The sequence below is a fragment of the Moorena sp. SIO4A5 genome, assembly GCF_010672005.1.
In the GTDB taxonomy this organism is placed as follows: domain Bacteria; phylum Cyanobacteriota; class Cyanobacteriia; order Cyanobacteriales; family Coleofasciculaceae; genus Moorena.
In genome coordinates this window covers 10,226-26,234 of the sequence record NZ_JAAHHZ010000090.1, presented here as the reverse complement: position 1 = coordinate 26,234, position 16,009 = coordinate 10,226, and the positions used below count along the sequence as shown (strand labels likewise).

Annotated in this window: 14 protein-coding genes; 5 read left to right on the top strand and 9 right to left on the bottom strand. The window is 43.7% G+C overall.

Translation table 11 applies throughout. The annotated features are described in order from the left end of the window. Positions 1–1,281 precede the first annotated feature (1,281 nt). Together F6K57_RS23775 and rpsU are read left to right on the top strand one after the other, a co-directional pair. Entirely contained in the window at positions 1,282–1,581 is a 300-nt protein-coding gene (locus tag F6K57_RS23775; RefSeq protein WP_293071047.1) for an RNA-binding protein, read from the top strand. Between the two features lie 688 nt (positions 1,582–2,269). Continuing rightward, on the top strand, positions 2,270–2,470 hold the full coding sequence (rpsU, locus tag F6K57_RS23770) for a 30S ribosomal protein S21 (RefSeq protein ID WP_070394310.1): 201 nt from the start codon (positions 2,270–2,272) through the stop codon (positions 2,468–2,470). Between the two features lie 1,118 nt (positions 2,471–3,588). On the opposite strand, the gene F6K57_RS23765 is transcribed toward rpsU, so the two are convergent. Next, positions 3,589–3,969, bottom strand: coding sequence for an EamA family transporter (locus tag F6K57_RS23765; protein WP_293071045.1), 381 nt, complete (start codon positions 3,967–3,969; stop codon positions 3,589–3,591). Between the two features lie 136 nt (positions 3,970–4,105). Here F6K57_RS23765 and F6K57_RS23760 point away from each other — a divergent pair, with 136 nt between their 5' ends. After that, positions 4,106–4,807, top strand: coding sequence for a Mo-dependent nitrogenase C-terminal domain-containing protein (locus tag F6K57_RS23760; RefSeq protein WP_293021081.1), 702 nt, complete (start codon positions 4,106–4,108; stop codon positions 4,805–4,807). Between the two features lie 146 nt (positions 4,808–4,953). Beyond that, entirely contained in the window at positions 4,954–6,003 is a 1,050-nt protein-coding gene (obgE, locus tag F6K57_RS23755; RefSeq protein WP_293071043.1) for a GTPase ObgE, read from the top strand. 32 nt (positions 6,004–6,035) lie between these two features. On the opposite strand, the gene F6K57_RS23750 is transcribed toward obgE, so the two are convergent. The 3 genes from F6K57_RS23750 to F6K57_RS23740 form a co-directional block, all read right to left on the bottom strand. After that, positions 6,036–7,505: a serine hydrolase gene (locus F6K57_RS23750; protein ID WP_293066422.1), complete on the bottom strand. Its 1,470-nt coding sequence runs from the start codon at positions 7,503–7,505 to the stop codon at positions 6,036–6,038. 232 nt (positions 7,506–7,737) lie between these two features. Then, the gene (locus tag F6K57_RS23745; RefSeq protein WP_364303921.1) at positions 7,738–8,604 is read right to left on the bottom strand and encodes an RNA methyltransferase; all 867 of its coding nucleotides are present in this window, start codon (positions 8,602–8,604) and stop codon (positions 7,738–7,740) included. A 220-nt stretch (positions 8,605–8,824) separates the two neighbouring features. Continuing rightward, positions 8,825–10,102, bottom strand: coding sequence for a DUF6745 domain-containing protein (locus F6K57_RS23740; protein WP_293071041.1), 1,278 nt, complete (start codon positions 10,100–10,102; stop codon positions 8,825–8,827). Between the two features lie 434 nt (positions 10,103–10,536). Here F6K57_RS23740 and F6K57_RS23735 point away from each other — a divergent pair, with 434 nt between their 5' ends. Further along, on the top strand, positions 10,537–12,183 hold the full coding sequence (locus F6K57_RS23735) for an ABC transporter substrate-binding protein (protein WP_293071039.1): 1,647 nt from the start codon (positions 10,537–10,539) through the stop codon (positions 12,181–12,183). Here the strand turns inward: F6K57_RS23735 and F6K57_RS23730 are convergent. The 5 genes from F6K57_RS23730 to F6K57_RS23710 all read right to left on the bottom strand — a co-directional run bounded on the left by F6K57_RS23730 (position 12,180) and on the right by F6K57_RS23710 (position 15,418). Further along, on the bottom strand, positions 12,180–12,398 hold the full coding sequence (locus tag F6K57_RS23730; protein WP_293071037.1) for a hypothetical protein: 219 nt from the start codon (positions 12,396–12,398) through the stop codon (positions 12,180–12,182). The genes F6K57_RS23735 and F6K57_RS23730 overlap by 4 nt on opposite strands. A gap of 171 nt (positions 12,399–12,569) precedes the next feature. Further along, entirely contained in the window at positions 12,570–13,745 is a 1,176-nt protein-coding gene (locus F6K57_RS23725) for a murein transglycosylase A (RefSeq protein ID WP_293043134.1), read from the bottom strand. Between the two features lie 54 nt (positions 13,746–13,799). Beyond that, positions 13,800–14,051, bottom strand: coding sequence for a hypothetical protein (locus F6K57_RS23720; RefSeq protein ID WP_075902058.1), 252 nt, complete (start codon positions 14,049–14,051; stop codon positions 13,800–13,802). Between the two features lie 158 nt (positions 14,052–14,209). Beyond that, positions 14,210–14,980, bottom strand: a complete 771-nt coding sequence (locus F6K57_RS23715) for a hypothetical protein (RefSeq protein WP_293021092.1) — start codon at positions 14,978–14,980, stop codon at positions 14,210–14,212. Positions 14,981–15,040: 60 nt separating this feature from the next. Continuing rightward, positions 15,041–15,418 (bottom strand): Mo-dependent nitrogenase C-terminal domain-containing protein, encoded by a 378-nt coding sequence (locus tag F6K57_RS23710; RefSeq protein ID WP_070394323.1) that lies wholly within the window; start codon positions 15,416–15,418, stop codon positions 15,041–15,043. Between the last annotated feature and the right edge of the window lie 591 nt (positions 15,419–16,009).

Genomic DNA, 16,009 nt, shown 5'->3' with positions numbered 1-16,009 from the left:
TGTACTTACTCCAATTCAATATCTTATATTTGGTCTTGGCGGTTGCTTCTGTCATGGCTAAGGGGAAGCTCTATTTTTCTCTCTATAGATTATCTCACTCAACTCATACTCTTTATGCAACAAAGCCATTCTCACCCTAAAAAAGCGAAAAAGAACACAGCTTAACCTTGATTTTTAGATTAAAGTTTTTGATTTCAGCTATTTTTAATGGCCTGGATTGTTTTTTGCTGATTTTTTATATTCTAAAGTAGAGGTGTTAATTTTTGAAAATATTTGACGAAATAGTTATGATTTTTTATATTAATTTTTAATTTAAAATTTCGTAAAAATTCCGTATAATTGCGGTATAAATAATAGATAAAAAATACTTTTGATAATTTTTATAAAAAATTGTCTTTTGCTTGCCTCCCTTGATAAGGGCGCTAATGCTGGGATTGCTTTTAGCTTTTGCCTTCATCAATCAAGTTATACCAATTCGAGAAATTATAGCTAAACATCAATTTCATCTCCCCATCTCCTCATCTCTCCATCTCCTCATCTCCCCATCTGCATCTGTAGTCTACCTTTGAAGAATTGATATTACTTTATGACGCACATTCCGCACTACATTGTGTAGTTCTAAAAGATTACGAATTTTGGGAATTTTGCCATGGGGCTTACGCCGCCCGAAGGGCTAATCGCAAATCGTTGACTAATCCTGAGTATTTATACTTAGGATTATAAGCCAGGATAATATATTAATTTATTTATAAATAAATTAATATATTAAGTTCGTTCAAAAATAAACGGTGCTACATTAAGAAATGCTAAAAAATATCCCATCGTTGCTCCAACTAGATGGGATAAAAATTTACAAAAATTTACATAGCTATAAAAACTTTGGTTCGACTACTGATAAGCATTGGGTTATCACCAAATGGGCTGATCAGCGACATACTGATAGCGTCCGTCAAAAGCTCAGTCCCAAATTCGGTCACCTTCCCTGGTTTATCCAGATTTGCGGCTAGAATAAAACAGCTGTGAGGGGGGAGGCAGAAATGGGGGAGTGGGTATGAAAAGTTTTTTCAAAACTGGCAACTATGCAATGAAAATGCACAATAGCTTAATTGCACAACCCGAGTAGGACGTTAATCACCTTACTGTCTATGTTATCATAAAAGACGAGTATAGGTATCGGTTGCAGTTTTTGTTTTCAGTGTTGACAGGTTTCTTCTGTTTCATATTGCTAAGCATGCCTCCGAAATTTCTATCTCTACATAAATCAAATTTTGGAGATATTGTATGTCTGTCTACGTTGGTAACCTTGCACGTGAGGTGACAGAAGAGGATCTGAAATCTGTGTTTGAAGAATATGGTCAAATCAAGCGAATTCACATGCCCACCGATCGCGAAACAGGTCGCTTCAGGGGCTTTGCTTTTGTGGAAATGAACACAGAGGAGGAAGAAGCGAAGGCCATTGAAGACCTTGATGGAGCTGAATGGATGGGGCGCGAACTCAAAGTCAATAAAGCCAAGCCTCGCGAAAAAAGAAACTCATTTGGGGGCGGTCGCAGAGGTGATAACTTCTCTCGTCGCTACTAAGCTCGCTTTGATCCAAATCAAAACCCAATTCTGAGATCTGAACGCAGGGCAGGGGTTTTCCCCCTGTCAAAATCTACGCTGCGCATCATAATTTAGGGAGTAATCCTGGTAGGGTAAAGGAAACCCAAACTCTAGTTGGAAGATACTAGTGTGCGTAGGATTGCTGTCTATAAGTGGATTGAAGGCATCTCAAACTCTTTGATTCAGACAAGTATGAACGTTTAAGACCTAGAGTAGGAAAACCCAAATAGGCAGTGTTCAGATCGAGAATCACACTAGTTGTAGTGTGTGAGTTAACCAACAATATCATTAATTCCACGGCTCATAGCTAAAGTTAGTTTTAAGGGAGATATTGTAGCAAACTCTCCAGGCTGAAGCGTGGAGGTAAACCATCACAGTCCACTTGACAAGGAGTAAGGAAAAAATAAGGATTTGAGAGCCTGCTTTTGGCAGGCTTGATTCCGATTTCCTTGCCATAGACGAGTGCAGGCTATCCAGGTGCAAGATTATGATTTTCAACGGACTTGAGATATCAGCCATTCGTTTTAAAAACTGGCCAGATGCCAACACCTTCCGTCAGTTGTAGGAGTTTTGTCAGTCAATCAGAGGTTTGCCCTGTCCTGTACTTATGGGATGAATGATGACTTGTTATTCGACCACGGAAGCGATCAAAACAGGAGGACATTGAATGACCCAAGTGGTGGTTGGTGAAAATGAGCACTTAGAGTCAGCCCTACGTCGATTTAAGCGAAAAGTCTCCCAAGCTGGCATCTTTGCCGATATGAAAAAGAATCGTCATTTTGAGACATTTGCACAAAAACGCAAACGTAAAGAAATTGCGAGACATCGGGAACGTCGAAGACTCCGAAACCGTCGAAGACGGTTCTAGCAGGGTAGGGCTTTAGTCCCCTGCTTAACTTTTCTATAGCAATCGGTGTTGGAGTTGTCAGAGTGCGATTACTCCTGTACCATTACCGATTACCGGTTGCCTATTCCCGTTACCCATTACCCAAAACAACCTTGGATTATGAACACTAGTGCGGCTCTTTCTTACTCATACCCCTCTAGTTTCTAGAGGGGTATGAGTAAGGGGATTCGTGAGGAAAATCCTCAAAAATCCTAACTGTTTTGCGGATGTGGGTGAAAACCCCACCCTTGAGGAGACAGTGCGATTCGTTGGCTATAAACCTTACCCACTAGGGTTCGGGGAACTAGCCGCAAGGCTTATATGAACCTTGACAACTTGATAACCATGTTGGTGTAAATCCAACCCTCCCGGAATCGGAGTGACAGCCCTACCCCCATTTATAGAAACTAACAAGTCTATAGATGAACGCAGGGGTCGAATAGTGAAGCCGAACCAATCCAGGTGAAGTTAGTAACAGGCAAGGGACTCATGGATACGAGAGAAAGGTATGTTGAATCATCGTGACAAGGGTGTGGCGAAATGGATTGATACGCCACAGACAAAAGTCAAAGAAGATTCTGGATAGCTGGTTTGTCTCCCAACTATCGATTCCCAACAACACTTCCGGTGAATAGTACCATCTTAAAAGTCCAAATAATGGTTATCAGGAACGAAGTAACCCCCATAGGTACTCTCAGTAAGGTCGATTACTGAGTAGGTAGTTAGCCGCAAGTCTTACGGGGGCAAGATTGAGCTCAGTTGCCAACGCCCAAGGTAACACTTAGGATATGCTGACGGACTCACGTTATAGGAAAAGAAATAGTTGTGAGACTTTAACTAGCATAGTAGTACAAATGAACGGGTAACTTCGGCCTAGATGCTTATTTCGAACCTTTTTTTCTTGCGCTTACCCTGGAACTTCGGCTCTGGAAAGAACCGGGAATAGGGAATTACAGCAGTTTTACAGATCTGATTTTACAGATCTGAGTGGGTAAGTCCTGAGTAGGTAAAAGGCTTGTATGGTGGCATGGTATGCCCCTATTACCCCCCTAAAAAAGCTGGGTAAACAAGAGGCTTACATCCATAGTCTTTACAAATGACTAATTACTAACTGATTTTTTCCAAATTACCAACATTACACCGCAGATAATCAAACCCAACCCCACGGCACGGCTAGCGGGGATGGTTTCCTTAAAGAAAAAATAGCCCATCAGTACGGAGAAGACGTAAGTCAAGGATACTGAAGGACCAGCAACGCTGAGATTTACCCGCGTCAGCAACAAAATGTATGCCAGTGCCCCTAAACCATAACAACTTAGCCCTGCTATAATTTCTGGGGTCTTGGGTATACTGAATATCTGATCTAGCCAATTGCTAGCGTTAACTTTATCCAGCTTTTCGGCTCCAGTTTTGAGCAAGAACTGTCCAGTAGCACTGGTTAGGACTGACATTAAGAAAAGACTAAATTCTGCTAGAGTCACGAATATCTCAGAATTATAAGTGGTCGATGCTTCTTAATCCGATTGCTATTTTGATGTTATAGGCTTCAACCTTATGGAGCGATTAGTTATTGTGATTGCTCCTAAAATAGTGTTAGGAGATTGATTTTAAGTATTTATGGCTACTTCCAGCACTGCTACCTACACCGAAGAACAGATTTCAGCTTGGCTGCGGGGTTTATTTGCCGTTGCCTGGGCTGATGGTCACTTTGACCCAGAAGAACAAGAGGTTATGGCTCAAATCACCCAAGAGACATTGGCTCCTGGCACTGATTTGCAGTCTTTTGATAAACCCATTACTCCTGAAGAACTGGCAGCAGCTTTAGGTAAGGATAACACAACGGCAGAGAATTTTCTACGAACTGCTGTAATGGTAGCCTTGGCAGATGGGGTGTACTCTGCGACTGAAGCTGATGTTCTACACCAGTTCTGTGAAGCGCTAGGTCATAAGGTTGAGGCTCTTGAATCACTGCAGGTAACTCTTTATGACGGTAAGGCAACTGAGCAAAGCGATTCTGCTGATGCCTTAGCTCAAGAACCAGGAAGTTCTGACCATCCCCATTCGGATATTCTACAGCCAATGCGGGATTGGTTAGATGGTATGGATGTTAATGACCCACGGGTCGCTCGATTTATGTGTAAACTGATTCCTTCTCAGTGTCCGTTTGAACGGGACGTGAAGCTATTTAATCACAAAATCGTCCACATCCCACCGATGTGTAAGCTTAATCCTCTCTATGATCAGTTAGTCGGCTTGCGCTTCCGGGCTTTATCTTATTTAGCCGATGATTGTGGTGAAGATGTTTCAGCATATTTATAAGTGGTGATTGGTGATTGGTGATTAGTCATTAGTCATTAGTCATTGGTCATTAGTAGTTAGATTAATTAAGGGTAATCGGTTCAACTGACTGATGTCAAGAAAACACTAAGGACTAAGACCTAAGCACTAAGGACTAAAAACTAATTATGCAATTTATCGACCAAGCAGAAATTGAAGTTGTAGCTGGTAACGGGGGCGATGGAATTGTGGCGTTTCGGCGGGAAAAGTATGTTCCTGCTGGAGGACCGGCGGGGGGTAATGGTGGTCGGGGGGGTAGCGTGATTTTCAATGCTATCGAGCACCTGCAAACATTGCTAGATTTCAAATACGCCCATTGCTTTCGAGCTGAGAATGGGGGTCGGGGAGGCCCTAATAATCGGACGGGAAAAAATGGTAGCGATCGCATTATTGAAGTTCCCTGTGGCACGGTTGTCTACAATGCTGACACGGGAGAAATGCTGGGGGATTTGGTGAAACCTCAGCAAATGCTTTGTATTGCCAAAGGCGGTAAAGGAGGTTTGGGAAATCGGCATTTCCTGAGTAATCACAATCGCGCACCAGAGCATGCGTTACCTGGACTACCTGGAGAGCAACTGAGGTTACGCTTGGAGTTGAAGTTACTGGCGGAAGTAGGCATTATTGGTCTACCTAATGCTGGTAAGTCTACTCTGATTTCAGCACTGTCAGCGGCACGACCCAAGATAGCCAATTACCCCTTTACCACTTTGATTCCGAATTTAGGTGTGGTTCGTAAACCAACTGGGGATGGTACTGTATTTGCTGACATTCCTGGGTTGATTGCTGGAGCTCATCAAGGTATTGGTCTGGGTCACGACTTCCTACGTCATATCGAACGCACTCGGTTGTTACTGCATTTGATTGATATTACTGCTGCTGACCCGATTGCTGATTATCAAACCATTCAACAGGAGTTACAAGCCTATGGCAGAGAATTGCCAGAACGTCCCCAAATTCTTGCCCTTAATAAGGTAGATGCGGTTGATCAAGACATGATCGATGAGGTGTCTACTTACCTAAATCAGCTTACTCAGGTACCAGTTTTTTCAATTTCAGCTGTTGCTAAAATCGGCTTGGATGCTTTGTTATCGAAAATCTGGCAATCTCTAGATCAGTTGTCAGTAGCAGATTGCTCAAAGGCAGCAGTCAACCTTCAACAGTCAACTTTCAAGGTTTAACCGGTAATTAATAAATAACTAATTATAAATTGCTAATTATTCAAGTAGTCATAGGCTTGTCGAGAAATGGTGCGAATCAGTTTTTCGGCACTGGCATCATTAAAGGGGCGTTTGACCATTACGCTGATAATGTAACGCTTGCCGTTGGGCATTTTTACTAAACCTACATCGGCCAGAAGTCGGCCAAGGGTGCCAGTTTTATGGGCAATGGTGGCACCATTACCTAGTCCTTGGGGTAATAGTGTGTTGGTCTTAGTTTGGATCATGATATCGATCAGGTCAGTACGAGATTGGGGAGAAATCCACTTACCTTGCTCAAGGTGAAAAATCAAACTAGCCAGTTCTCTTGGGCTAGTGGTGTTTGTTCCTGGCAAATCTGGTAGGGGGTTGCGCAGTACAGTTTTTTTCAAACCCCAAGAGCGGAATCGTTGATTGAGAACTTCGATGCCACCAAGACGTTCAATCAGCATATTCGTAGCAGTGTTATCACTAATGGTGATCATTTTGGTGGCTACTTCCAGAGCTTTGTACTGTTTGCCTGGTTTTTGATATTGCATGTTTCCAGAACCACCAGCAATCATCTCTGGTTTCATGGTTATATATTCATCTAAGAAAACTTTGCCTGCATCTACATCCTGAAAGAAAGCAATTAGAATTGGTAACTTAATGGTGCTAGCAGCAGGAAAAATGAGACGGCTATTTGATTCTAGGAAAGCACCGGTATCGAGATCATGGATGAAGATTCCGGGTTGCAATTGGGGGTGTTGCTTTACTAGAGTTTGAATTTGTTTTTGTAAGGGAGATTTGTTGAGCAGCAGGGGTGTCAATTGAGAACTAATTGTCTGACTCAAAGTCTGCTGGACTTCAATTGGAGCATTGTCTGTGGTTTTGGTAGATGGTTGGCTAGCAGTACCCAAGCTCGATAATACGGTACCTGCGATCGCTCCGAGACCAATTCCTACAATCAGCAAACGGATAATCAAAATCCATAGCCTGGTAGAGGAGTTTTCGGAACGGCGCTCTCGGCGAGTTCTCCGAATTTGTACAGATTGGTGATTGGGGGTTGGGAGGGGTAGTCTAGCTTTTAGTTGGCTTGTTTTGGAGGATTTAGGGGATAAATCAGCAACTAATTCTGGCTGAGGACGTTGCCGAATTGGATTACGAGAATTGGTTATGGTGGGCAAGGATGAGGACGCTCGTGTAGCAAAGGGATTGAGTCTTCTACGAAGGTTTGGTAACTGGGGTGTTCGGTATGCTACCCTCAGCTGGGATTGACTGGAGGGAATTGTAGAAGAGTTTGGTGAACGGGATAGACGAGCACGGGTACGCGGGGTAGGTGGCGGAGTTGACCGAGATTTATGTGATTTTGCGGATGAGCTTTGGCGGCGCGCTTTCTGTTTTGGTTGGGATTTGGAGGGTTTAATCTCCTTAGTTTGTGGCTGTTTACTAAGGTGGCGACGCGGGCGGCGGCGGGAGGAGGTTGGTTTCTGTTGTTTTTCCACTGCTGAATCTTAGGCTGAGGTTAACCAGATACATAAAACCCGAAAAAATCGGCTAGTTCTCGGAATTTTCTGAGTATGGTCTAATGATAAGGGAGAGAACTTTAATGGATATAGCAGTATCAAACTTCGCTTTCAGTTTTTCGTGAGTGTTCCGATTACAGAGTTTTGATCTAGTACCAACAGTTGAAGCGCCCATCTATCAAACCTCCAATAGAACCTATGCAAGCCTATTTTAGGACTGGTTTGGTTTTGATGGATCATCTACCCCAGACTTTGGTAAAAATTGTAGCGCCCATTCTACCTGGCGGAGCATTCCTCTGAGCATGTTGATCTCTTCTGTGGTAGGGGTTGCTCGGTTTAATAGACGTCGCAGCTTTTCCATCCGTGCTGCTTTGGTATGGGGATAAAGATAACCAATGTTCAATAATAAGGCTTCTAGATGCTTAGAGTAGCGTTCTATCTGGTCCAAAAGAGCAGAATCTTGGTAGGGGGGAGCGGGGGATAAGGGTTGACTTGGGACCGGTGATGGCTGCTGTGTACTTTGATAAAGTTGATATTGATAAAGTTCATAACAGCAAACTGTTACGGCTTGGGCTAGGTTTAAGACTGGATAGGTGGAACTAGTGGGAATCCGGACAAACCGCTGAGCATGATTGAGTTCATCATTGCTCAATCCCCTAGATTCAGGGCCAAAAATCAGGGCAGAGGTTACGCCAGCTGACAATAACCAGGGTAAGGCGGTTCTGGGATGTTCGAGAGTAGTGGGGATGGCGCGGCTACGAGCAGTGGTTGCGATCGCTCTTTGACACCCGACTAAGCCATCTGGTATGGTTGCTACCACTTGGGCTTTTTCTAAGATATCTACCCCGTGCACTGCCATCTGCTGTGCTTCTTGGCTGAGATGGTCACACTGAGGATTCACTAGCACCAGCTGGGATAACCCCATATTTTTGATCACTCGCGCTACAGAACCCACATTCAATGGACCAGCGGGTTCTACTAAAACAATCCTGACTCCCATATACATTTTCAAGGTTGAAGGTTGTTCTTGCCCAGGCGTCCCTTGTCGGGTAGGTTGAAGGGTAACCTTCAACCACAAAACAGTTGCACCATTTGTGCAAGTTCAGGACTTAGGCAAAACTGGGCAACAAACACGCTGATGGTATAGGGTGCGTTATTAAGGCACCCTACAGGTAGAGTCGCTGCTTCAGTCCTGCTTCCTCTTTTCCCTGCTGATGGGGAAGGGACTGCATCAAGACATGGTGCTATCTTTGAGGGCAACTTTGCTATTAACCACTTGATATTAACGTGAGTTGGACTCAAGTCTGGACTAAAAATTCCTCTGGATCAGTATCCCAATTTACCCAGCGAATTGCCTCACGGGCTGATTCTACATGAGGCGGCACTCGCATAATGTGAACAAAGTTGGTGCTAGGACAAGTCATCTTGAGTAGAAAAATTGGCTCGATATCGATATCGTTATTAATTTTTAATAGGGTGTATTCTTGCCAGGAATCCAATCCCTGTGCTTCTAGGTCTTGGCAAATTCGGGCGTAACCAATTCCTTCAATGAGGACTCGCCTAAGTTCAGCGTTGGGTTCTTCTAAAAGCCACCCTGCTTGCCACTGGTTGGGGTTGACTGTCCCGTATTTTTCTGGTAGCGTCACGCCGTGATAGGAGTATAAGCTGAAACCATCAGCAAATTCCATGGCTGGCTGTCCTTCTCTATGAAGGCGGTGTTGAGTGTCAAATGAGAGCTTGGTTGGGCGATCGCAAACGAAGCAGATTTTTTCAAATGGGAACATCCAACTACAGTGTTTGACTAGGGATTGGAATATTTCCCATGTGGTTTGATGGTGAGGGCAATTTAGGACGGAAATATAAAAGTCAAACCGACTACTGTCAATACTCCAGTATAAGGGTGACATGAATAGTCTCAATTCAGTCCCAAGTTGTTCAAGTACTTGCAAGCCCAGTCGAATTCGCTGTTGACTAACTGTTGAGGTATCTAGTTCATATAACAATTGGTTTTGCAATTGCCTGTGTAGTTGGGTTCCCATGGAAGTGTCCAAGGGTTGCCACAGTTTCTCTTCAAGTTGACGGCTAATCCGTTTAATGTTAAGCTTTCGCCCGAGTTGGTAGAGTAGCTCTTGTTGGAGTTCTTTGCCGAGTTGGGTGTTGAGATGTTGCCGTAGTTGATTGATTAATTGACTCTCCAGTCTTGGCTGGAGTTGACTCTTTAGTTGGCTGTCAATGTGTTGCTGGAGTTGATTGAGGAGAATTTTAAAAAAACCGTAAGGGCTATCACAAAAAACAATATCTGGTACTGGTTTGCCAATGGCTGTATAGGCAGCGTTTATGGCTAATGTTGCTTCGTGACGATCAACGGCTCCAGTCAATAAAGATAAATTGTACCATTTTTCTTGATAATTTGAAATTAAAGTCTCTTGCTCTGGGGTAAGATGTTTGATGTTGGGTTGCCACATATCGCCATACCTGTGTTTGATATTCCGATTAAATCCCGATTTGAGAATAGTGCTGAGTGCTGAGTGCTGAGTGCTGAGTGCTGAGTTTAGTAAGTGGGGGAGTGTTTTCATCCAACGCTAGTTAGCTACGAGTTATGGGATCTAATTAGTTATTCAGGTTAAGCTGGGTGTTTTTATGCTAAAGTCTGTTTTTTTGTAACAATTCTTCACAAATTAGTCAGCTGTCAGGTAATGCGCTACGCGCACGCTACGCGAACAGCTATAAGCTATAAGCTTGTGTTTGACTACTTAGGATTGAGGATTAACTAATATGGCTCTTCGGTACCTGTTATGCTAAACTGCTAAATTACATTAAATAAACCTACTACGTTATATAGCTTTGATATTTTGATAGTTGATTTTTTAGGCTAAATTAGCATACTAATTACGGAAGAACCCCCCTCTCGATCAATCATCGCTGTATTCTAAAACGCTATATTTTTGGCAAGGGGTCTTAAGATAGCTACGATAATAAATTACTTGTAGCTCATCAAAATTACCTAAGCATGAACTGCTTTCCCCTATCCCGCAAACACTGTTCAACTACCAAATTTCTAGCTTTATTCCTCTGTAGCTGCTTCCTAATTATTAGTTGTGGTGGTTCTCCTAGCAATCAACAGACAGGCTCATCCAGCAGCAGTAACAGTAATAGACTCACTATCGGTACTACCCTAAAACCGAGAACCCTCGATCCAGCCGATGCCTACGAACTAGCAGCTAGTAACATCCATTACAGCTTAGGCGATCGCCTTTATACCTACAAGCTGGGTACCTCAGAATTAGTGCCACAACTGGCAACTGCTATGCCTACCATCAGCAAGGATGGCTTAACTTACACCATTCCCCTACGCCAAGGTGTAGTCTTTCATGATAACACCCCATTTAACGCTGAAGCCATGGCATTTTCCTTGCGTCGGTTTATCGAAAATGGTGGCAAGCCCTCTTCTCTACTCGAAGGTTTGGTAGATTCGATTGAACCCTCTGGAGAATACGAACTGACGATTAAACTCAAAAATCCCTTCGCTGCCTTTCCAGCACTGTTAGCTTTCTCTGGAACTTGTGCTGTTTCTCCCAATGCCTATGAAATTGGTAGTGGTAAATTTCAACCGACCAAATTTGTAGGCACTGGTCCTTATAAACTAGTCAAGTTTAGTCCTAATGGGATTCGCCTAGATGTGTTTGAAGACTATTGGGGTAAAAAACCTGCCAATCAGGGATTAAACGTTCAAATCCTCACCAATTCCGCTAATTTATTCAATTCCATCAAAACTGGTGCTGTAGACATTGGTTATCAAAGTTTAGATCCCGATCAAATCCTCAGTTTGCAAAAAGGAGCAGCATCTGGGGGTTGGCAAGTCATAGAATCTCCCAGCAATAATATTAACTACATGGTGCTCAATACCCAGATGGCACCGTTGGATAAACCAGAAGTCAGACAAGCGATCGCTGCGATTGTTAATCGTAAACTGATCAACGAACGGGTGCTAAGAAACCAAGCTGCACCAGCCTTTAGTATCATTCCCACTAGCTTTGATGTTTCCAAGCCAACCTTTAAAGACGCCTACGGTGACGGTAATATTGCCAAAGCCAAAGAACTGCTAGCCAAAGCGGGATTTACTAAAGACAATCCGTTGACATTAGAAATTTGGTATTCCTCAGGTTCAGCAACCCGACAACAACTTGCCAGTCTTCTGAAAGAATATGCTGCCCAGGAACTTGGGGGAATTGTGGAAATCCAGCCCCAAACTGTGGAGTCAGCGAATTTCTTTGGCAATCTAGGTAAGGGAGTTTATCAGAGTGCCTTAGTCGATTGGTATCCTGACTTTTCTGACCCCGATAACTTTATTCAGCCCTTAGTCAGTTGTACTAAAGGTTCCCTTGGGAAAGGGTGTGAAGCTGGAGCCAGTCGCTCTCAGGGGTCGTTTTATTATAGCGATCGCATGAATGAACTGATTCAGCAACAGCGTCAGGAATCAGATCCAGCCGCCCGAAAGCAGATTTTTGCTGAGATCCAAGAACTGTTAGCAAAGGATGTACCCTTAATACCGTTATGGCAACCAAAGGAATATGCTTTTGCCCAGTCAGGGTTAAAGAATGTCCAGTTAGACCCAATTCAACAATTGCCACTGTGGGAGATTGATAAGGGAAATTAGGTTAACTGGCTGCCCCCGTGCTTTAAGCCGGGGGAAAGTTCAACCCCCCAAAGTTCTACTTCTGTTGGATTGACAAAATCCTCATTAACTGGTAGGTTTTGGTGAAAAGCAATATTAATAGGAATAAAGCCAAGTACAAAAGAACTGAAAAACATCACAGCAACCACATCAAGCTCACTGAAAGAATTTTGGTTTGACCCTTGAGAACGACTCATATTGACCTACCTCGTTTTTTTAGCCTTTCTTCTCAGTTTCAACGGGTAATGTAGGGGATCAGGTGTGTTTTAGAGGAAATTTTTATGTATAATTTTATGTATAGTTTGATAGTTAAAGTTTTTTTTTATAGTTCAAGTTTATAGTTAAAGCTTGAGCACTATTTTGTGGTCTTAATTTTTCAGCAACAAATAGTACAACTCTCCTGTATCATTAATCAGCCCTGCCCGATTACCTGCCAATTTACCAGTACCCATAAATATATCCACTCGACCCGGCCCTTTAATCGCACTACCAGTATCCTGATCCAACACATAGCGACTGACCAGCCTAGATTCCAACTGACCCACAGCATTGGGATAAGGAATACTAGTTTGGATAAGGGCCAAGGCTCCTGGAGGCATGATAGATTTATCCGTAGCAATCGAGCGCTCAGGCATTACTGGCAAACCAAGACTACCGGTAGCAGGTGCCCCCCTGGTTTCGCGAAAGAACACAAAACTTTTATTGCGGGGTAAATATTGACTCAGTTCCGTCGGTGAAGTGCGGAAATAATCGATCACCGCAGGCAGGGTCAGTCCTTCTAGCTCGATCTTGCCATCGTTAACCAGTTGTCCCCCGATACTAGTGTAGGGATGACTCGTCTTACCGGCATAGCCCACGCTCATCAAGGTGCCATCCGGCATTCTAACTCGCGCTGAACCCTGAACGTGAATCAAAAACGCCTCTAAGCGATCGCGTAACCAAACTAGTTCTTTCCCTCGTAGTGGGCTATTTTTCCCTAAACCATCCCATCCTTCCAATGCCGCACGGGTTGGGTGAGGTTTTTGCCAACGTTGGAAATCAGAAGGTAGTCGGTAAAGGGGATAGCGATACTCAGCACTAGGTGTGCGACTCCCAGCATACACTGGCTCAAAATAACCCGTGAACCCAACAGTTCCCTGATTGTCCTTCCCCACACTCTTGTAAAAGACAAACTCTTGTTGGATAGCAGTTTGCAACGCTTGAGGAGTAGGGGACTTGATCAGCAGTTGCCGAAAACGGACTAGAGAACGACGGACGCGATCGCGAGTTACTCCTGGTACGGAATAGTTTTGGTAAGCTTTAGCCGCACTAGGGGTTTTCAGATAACGCAAGCTATTGTCTATCGCCCTCAACATCACTCGCCAGTCCCCTGACTGAGCACCAGGACGCTTCCACAGCTGTTCATCTAAACCCAATGGATCCTGATTGAACTGAACAGTTTCTAGTTGAACCGCTTGCAGCGGAACACTAGCAACTGCAGCACCACTAATTGGTAGGAGGGCTATTCCTATGGTTAGGGAAATCCGAGTCAGAGTTTTGCTCATACTTGCCAAGAATTCAATCACCAGCTATTGCCCAGTCAAAGCAGTCAAGCTGTATTAAAAACGTTCGACGCTACCAGAGAAAATAGGTTCCACCCGCATAGCAGTGATACGAGCAGGACGTACAACCATGTACTCCCCTTGAACATTTTTAATGGGTACGCTAATGAAGTCTTCAGAGTTAGATTTTGGGATAAGTTCGCCACTATACCACTTTTGAAACTCTTTAATTGTGGCAAACCGTACTTCTTCCCGGTGACCACTTGACAAAAGAATGTGAACAGCGTACTCGTCTGGGGTTCTTGGCATAGAAAATTCTCCTTAATCCATGCCAACTATTATCAGCGACCTTGAAGGGGAAGGCAAAAAGTCATTGATCCAAGTTCACAGGGATTCCCAATACACCAAATCCCCTTACACGTCCTTTGTCCTTTATCCACCAGTTTTGCTTGAGACTTACAGACTACTTAAGTTGATAAATTAAACCGTTGCAGCAAATTTTCCATCACCGTTGGCAACATTTGGCGCAGTTCCTGTGGACTTTGGTAGATCAGCTGCTGGTAGCTAGGCAGATCAAAAGGGAACTGCCCTGGTAAATCTGGTCGTTCCATCTTTACCAGCAAAATCTGTTCTGTCGGCTTAGCCGTTAAAGCATAGCCGATTTCCACACAAACATAGGGACTAGGGATCACTAACGGTTTGTTTTCCGTTGCTAGACCAGCCACCGGGGTTCCATCAGCAATGAATACCAGACTTTTGCGGATTTTGCGCATCTGGGTACTCCCCAGGCGCATTGGTTGACCAATTGGGCGTCGGGATTCTTCTAGGGTTAGGGGTAAACGCGATCGCTGATTAAAAGTGTCTAGGGTATCTGACAGGGTGCTACGCAAAGCCTCACTAGAGGCACTGTATTCAGTCTGGTAACTCACAAAGATTATTGGCGACAATTGTGCCATTACCTCTCGCTTCGTGAAGTAAATCTCGTGAGAAATCAAGTCAATATTGGAAATGGCATAGCCCCCACTACCTTCTATGTAGAAATCCACCCTTTCCCCTGCTAGGTAGCGCTTAAACCATTCAGAGTTTTTCACATCCTGGCTATCATCCAAAAAATCTGCTCTTAAGCCTGACTTAAGCAAACTATTTTTGCTCAAACGCAGGTCATGGTGGCGTTTCTCCAATTCTTTGATGGGTTCGTATTTCTGGAGATACCAGGCTTTTAGGGCAATAATGGCCATGATGTTTTCTAATAGGCACGGTTTCCCGACGCCTGCAGCTAAAATTCTCGTTTCGGAATTTTAGCAGTAACAGGTGATATCTTCACCACATTCATCGGCCAGATAAGACAGTGCTCGGAAGCGCAGGGCTACCACTTCATCATAGACAGGATTGAGTTTACACAATGGTGGAATCCGAAGTAGAGTGCGATTGAACAGTTTAATCTGCCGTTCAAAAGGACACTGGGCTGGAATTAGTCGGCACAGACGGTGGGCTAATTTGGGGTTATCAACCTCAATTTGGTTCAGCCACTGCCGTAATGACTCCAGCAGATCAAAAGTCTTCCTGGTCTTGCCGAGTAAGGCAGGAATTGTAATCTTGGAGGAATCTGTTCCTGGGTTAATCCAAACTCGGCTTGTAATGATTAGCTTACTTATTGTATAATCAGATACACTCATGTCTTTTACCTGTGATACTACTAGTAGGCGGTAATCCAGTCGCCTGTAATATAACTACACAAGATATCTTTCTCATACCGGATTGACAGAGGATCATTTTTATGTATATCTTGCCAGAGCAAGATAACACCCCCCCTCTGCCTGAGGAGAGCCGATCTTGGTGGTTATTACAGGCATACCGCCTTTTTTTTGTCCTTACCCTATCCCTATTGGAATAGGGTCTTTTCGCCGCTGGATATCAGCAGCTGATCTTAAAATCGAATTAAATATATATAGTCAATCGACACAAACATGACTAAGTTAGTGTAAACCAGGTAAGCTAATACCCATTTACGCTACTCAATTGGAGCCATTGGTGCGCGATAGTTCCGAAGGACATAAACTGAGCTTTTGGTTTAGTACTCCAGCGTCAGCTCCTTCGCTACAGGGGCATCAAAGCTGATAGCTGGCAAAATGCGGAGCTTTGAAAGCAGCACGCTTAAAGCATAGTTGACTGTTAAGGGTTAAGCATCAACTGCCAAAAAGCTGTTACCAATTCCAATAGATCAGTTAAATGTGTACTAGCGTATTTGTTAAATTAGCTGATCTGTG

Coding starts and splice junctions, on each gene's coding strand:
- F6K57_RS23760 (WP_293021081.1), top strand. CDS start 4,106: ATGGCTACTTCCAGCACTGCTACCTACACCGAAGAACAGATTTCAGCT.
- obgE (WP_293071043.1), top strand. CDS start 4,954: ATGCAATTTATCGACCAAGCAGAAATTGAAGTTGTAGCTGGTAACGGG.
- F6K57_RS23710 (WP_070394323.1), bottom strand. CDS start 15,418: ATGAGTGTATCTGATTATACAATAAGTAAGCTAATCATTACAAGCCGA.
- F6K57_RS23725 (WP_293043134.1), bottom strand. CDS start 13,745: ATGAGCAAAACTCTGACTCGGATTTCCCTAACCATAGGAATAGCCCTC.
- F6K57_RS23720 (WP_075902058.1), bottom strand. CDS start 14,051: ATGCCAAGAACCCCAGACGAGTACGCTGTTCACATTCTTTTGTCAAGT.
- F6K57_RS23740 (WP_293071041.1), bottom strand. CDS start 10,102: ATGAAAACACTCCCCCACTTACTAAACTCAGCACTCAGCACTCAGCAC.
- F6K57_RS23735 (WP_293071039.1), top strand. CDS start 10,537: ATGAACTGCTTTCCCCTATCCCGCAAACACTGTTCAACTACCAAATTT.
- F6K57_RS23775 (WP_293071047.1), top strand. CDS start 1,282: ATGTCTGTCTACGTTGGTAACCTTGCACGTGAGGTGACAGAAGAGGAT.
- F6K57_RS23730 (WP_293071037.1), bottom strand. CDS start 12,398: ATGAGTCGTTCTCAAGGGTCAAACCAAAATTCTTTCAGTGAGCTTGAT.
- F6K57_RS23715 (WP_293021092.1), bottom strand. CDS start 14,980: ATGGCCATTATTGCCCTAAAAGCCTGGTATCTCCAGAAATACGAACCC.
- rpsU (WP_070394310.1), top strand. CDS start 2,270: ATGACCCAAGTGGTGGTTGGTGAAAATGAGCACTTAGAGTCAGCCCTA.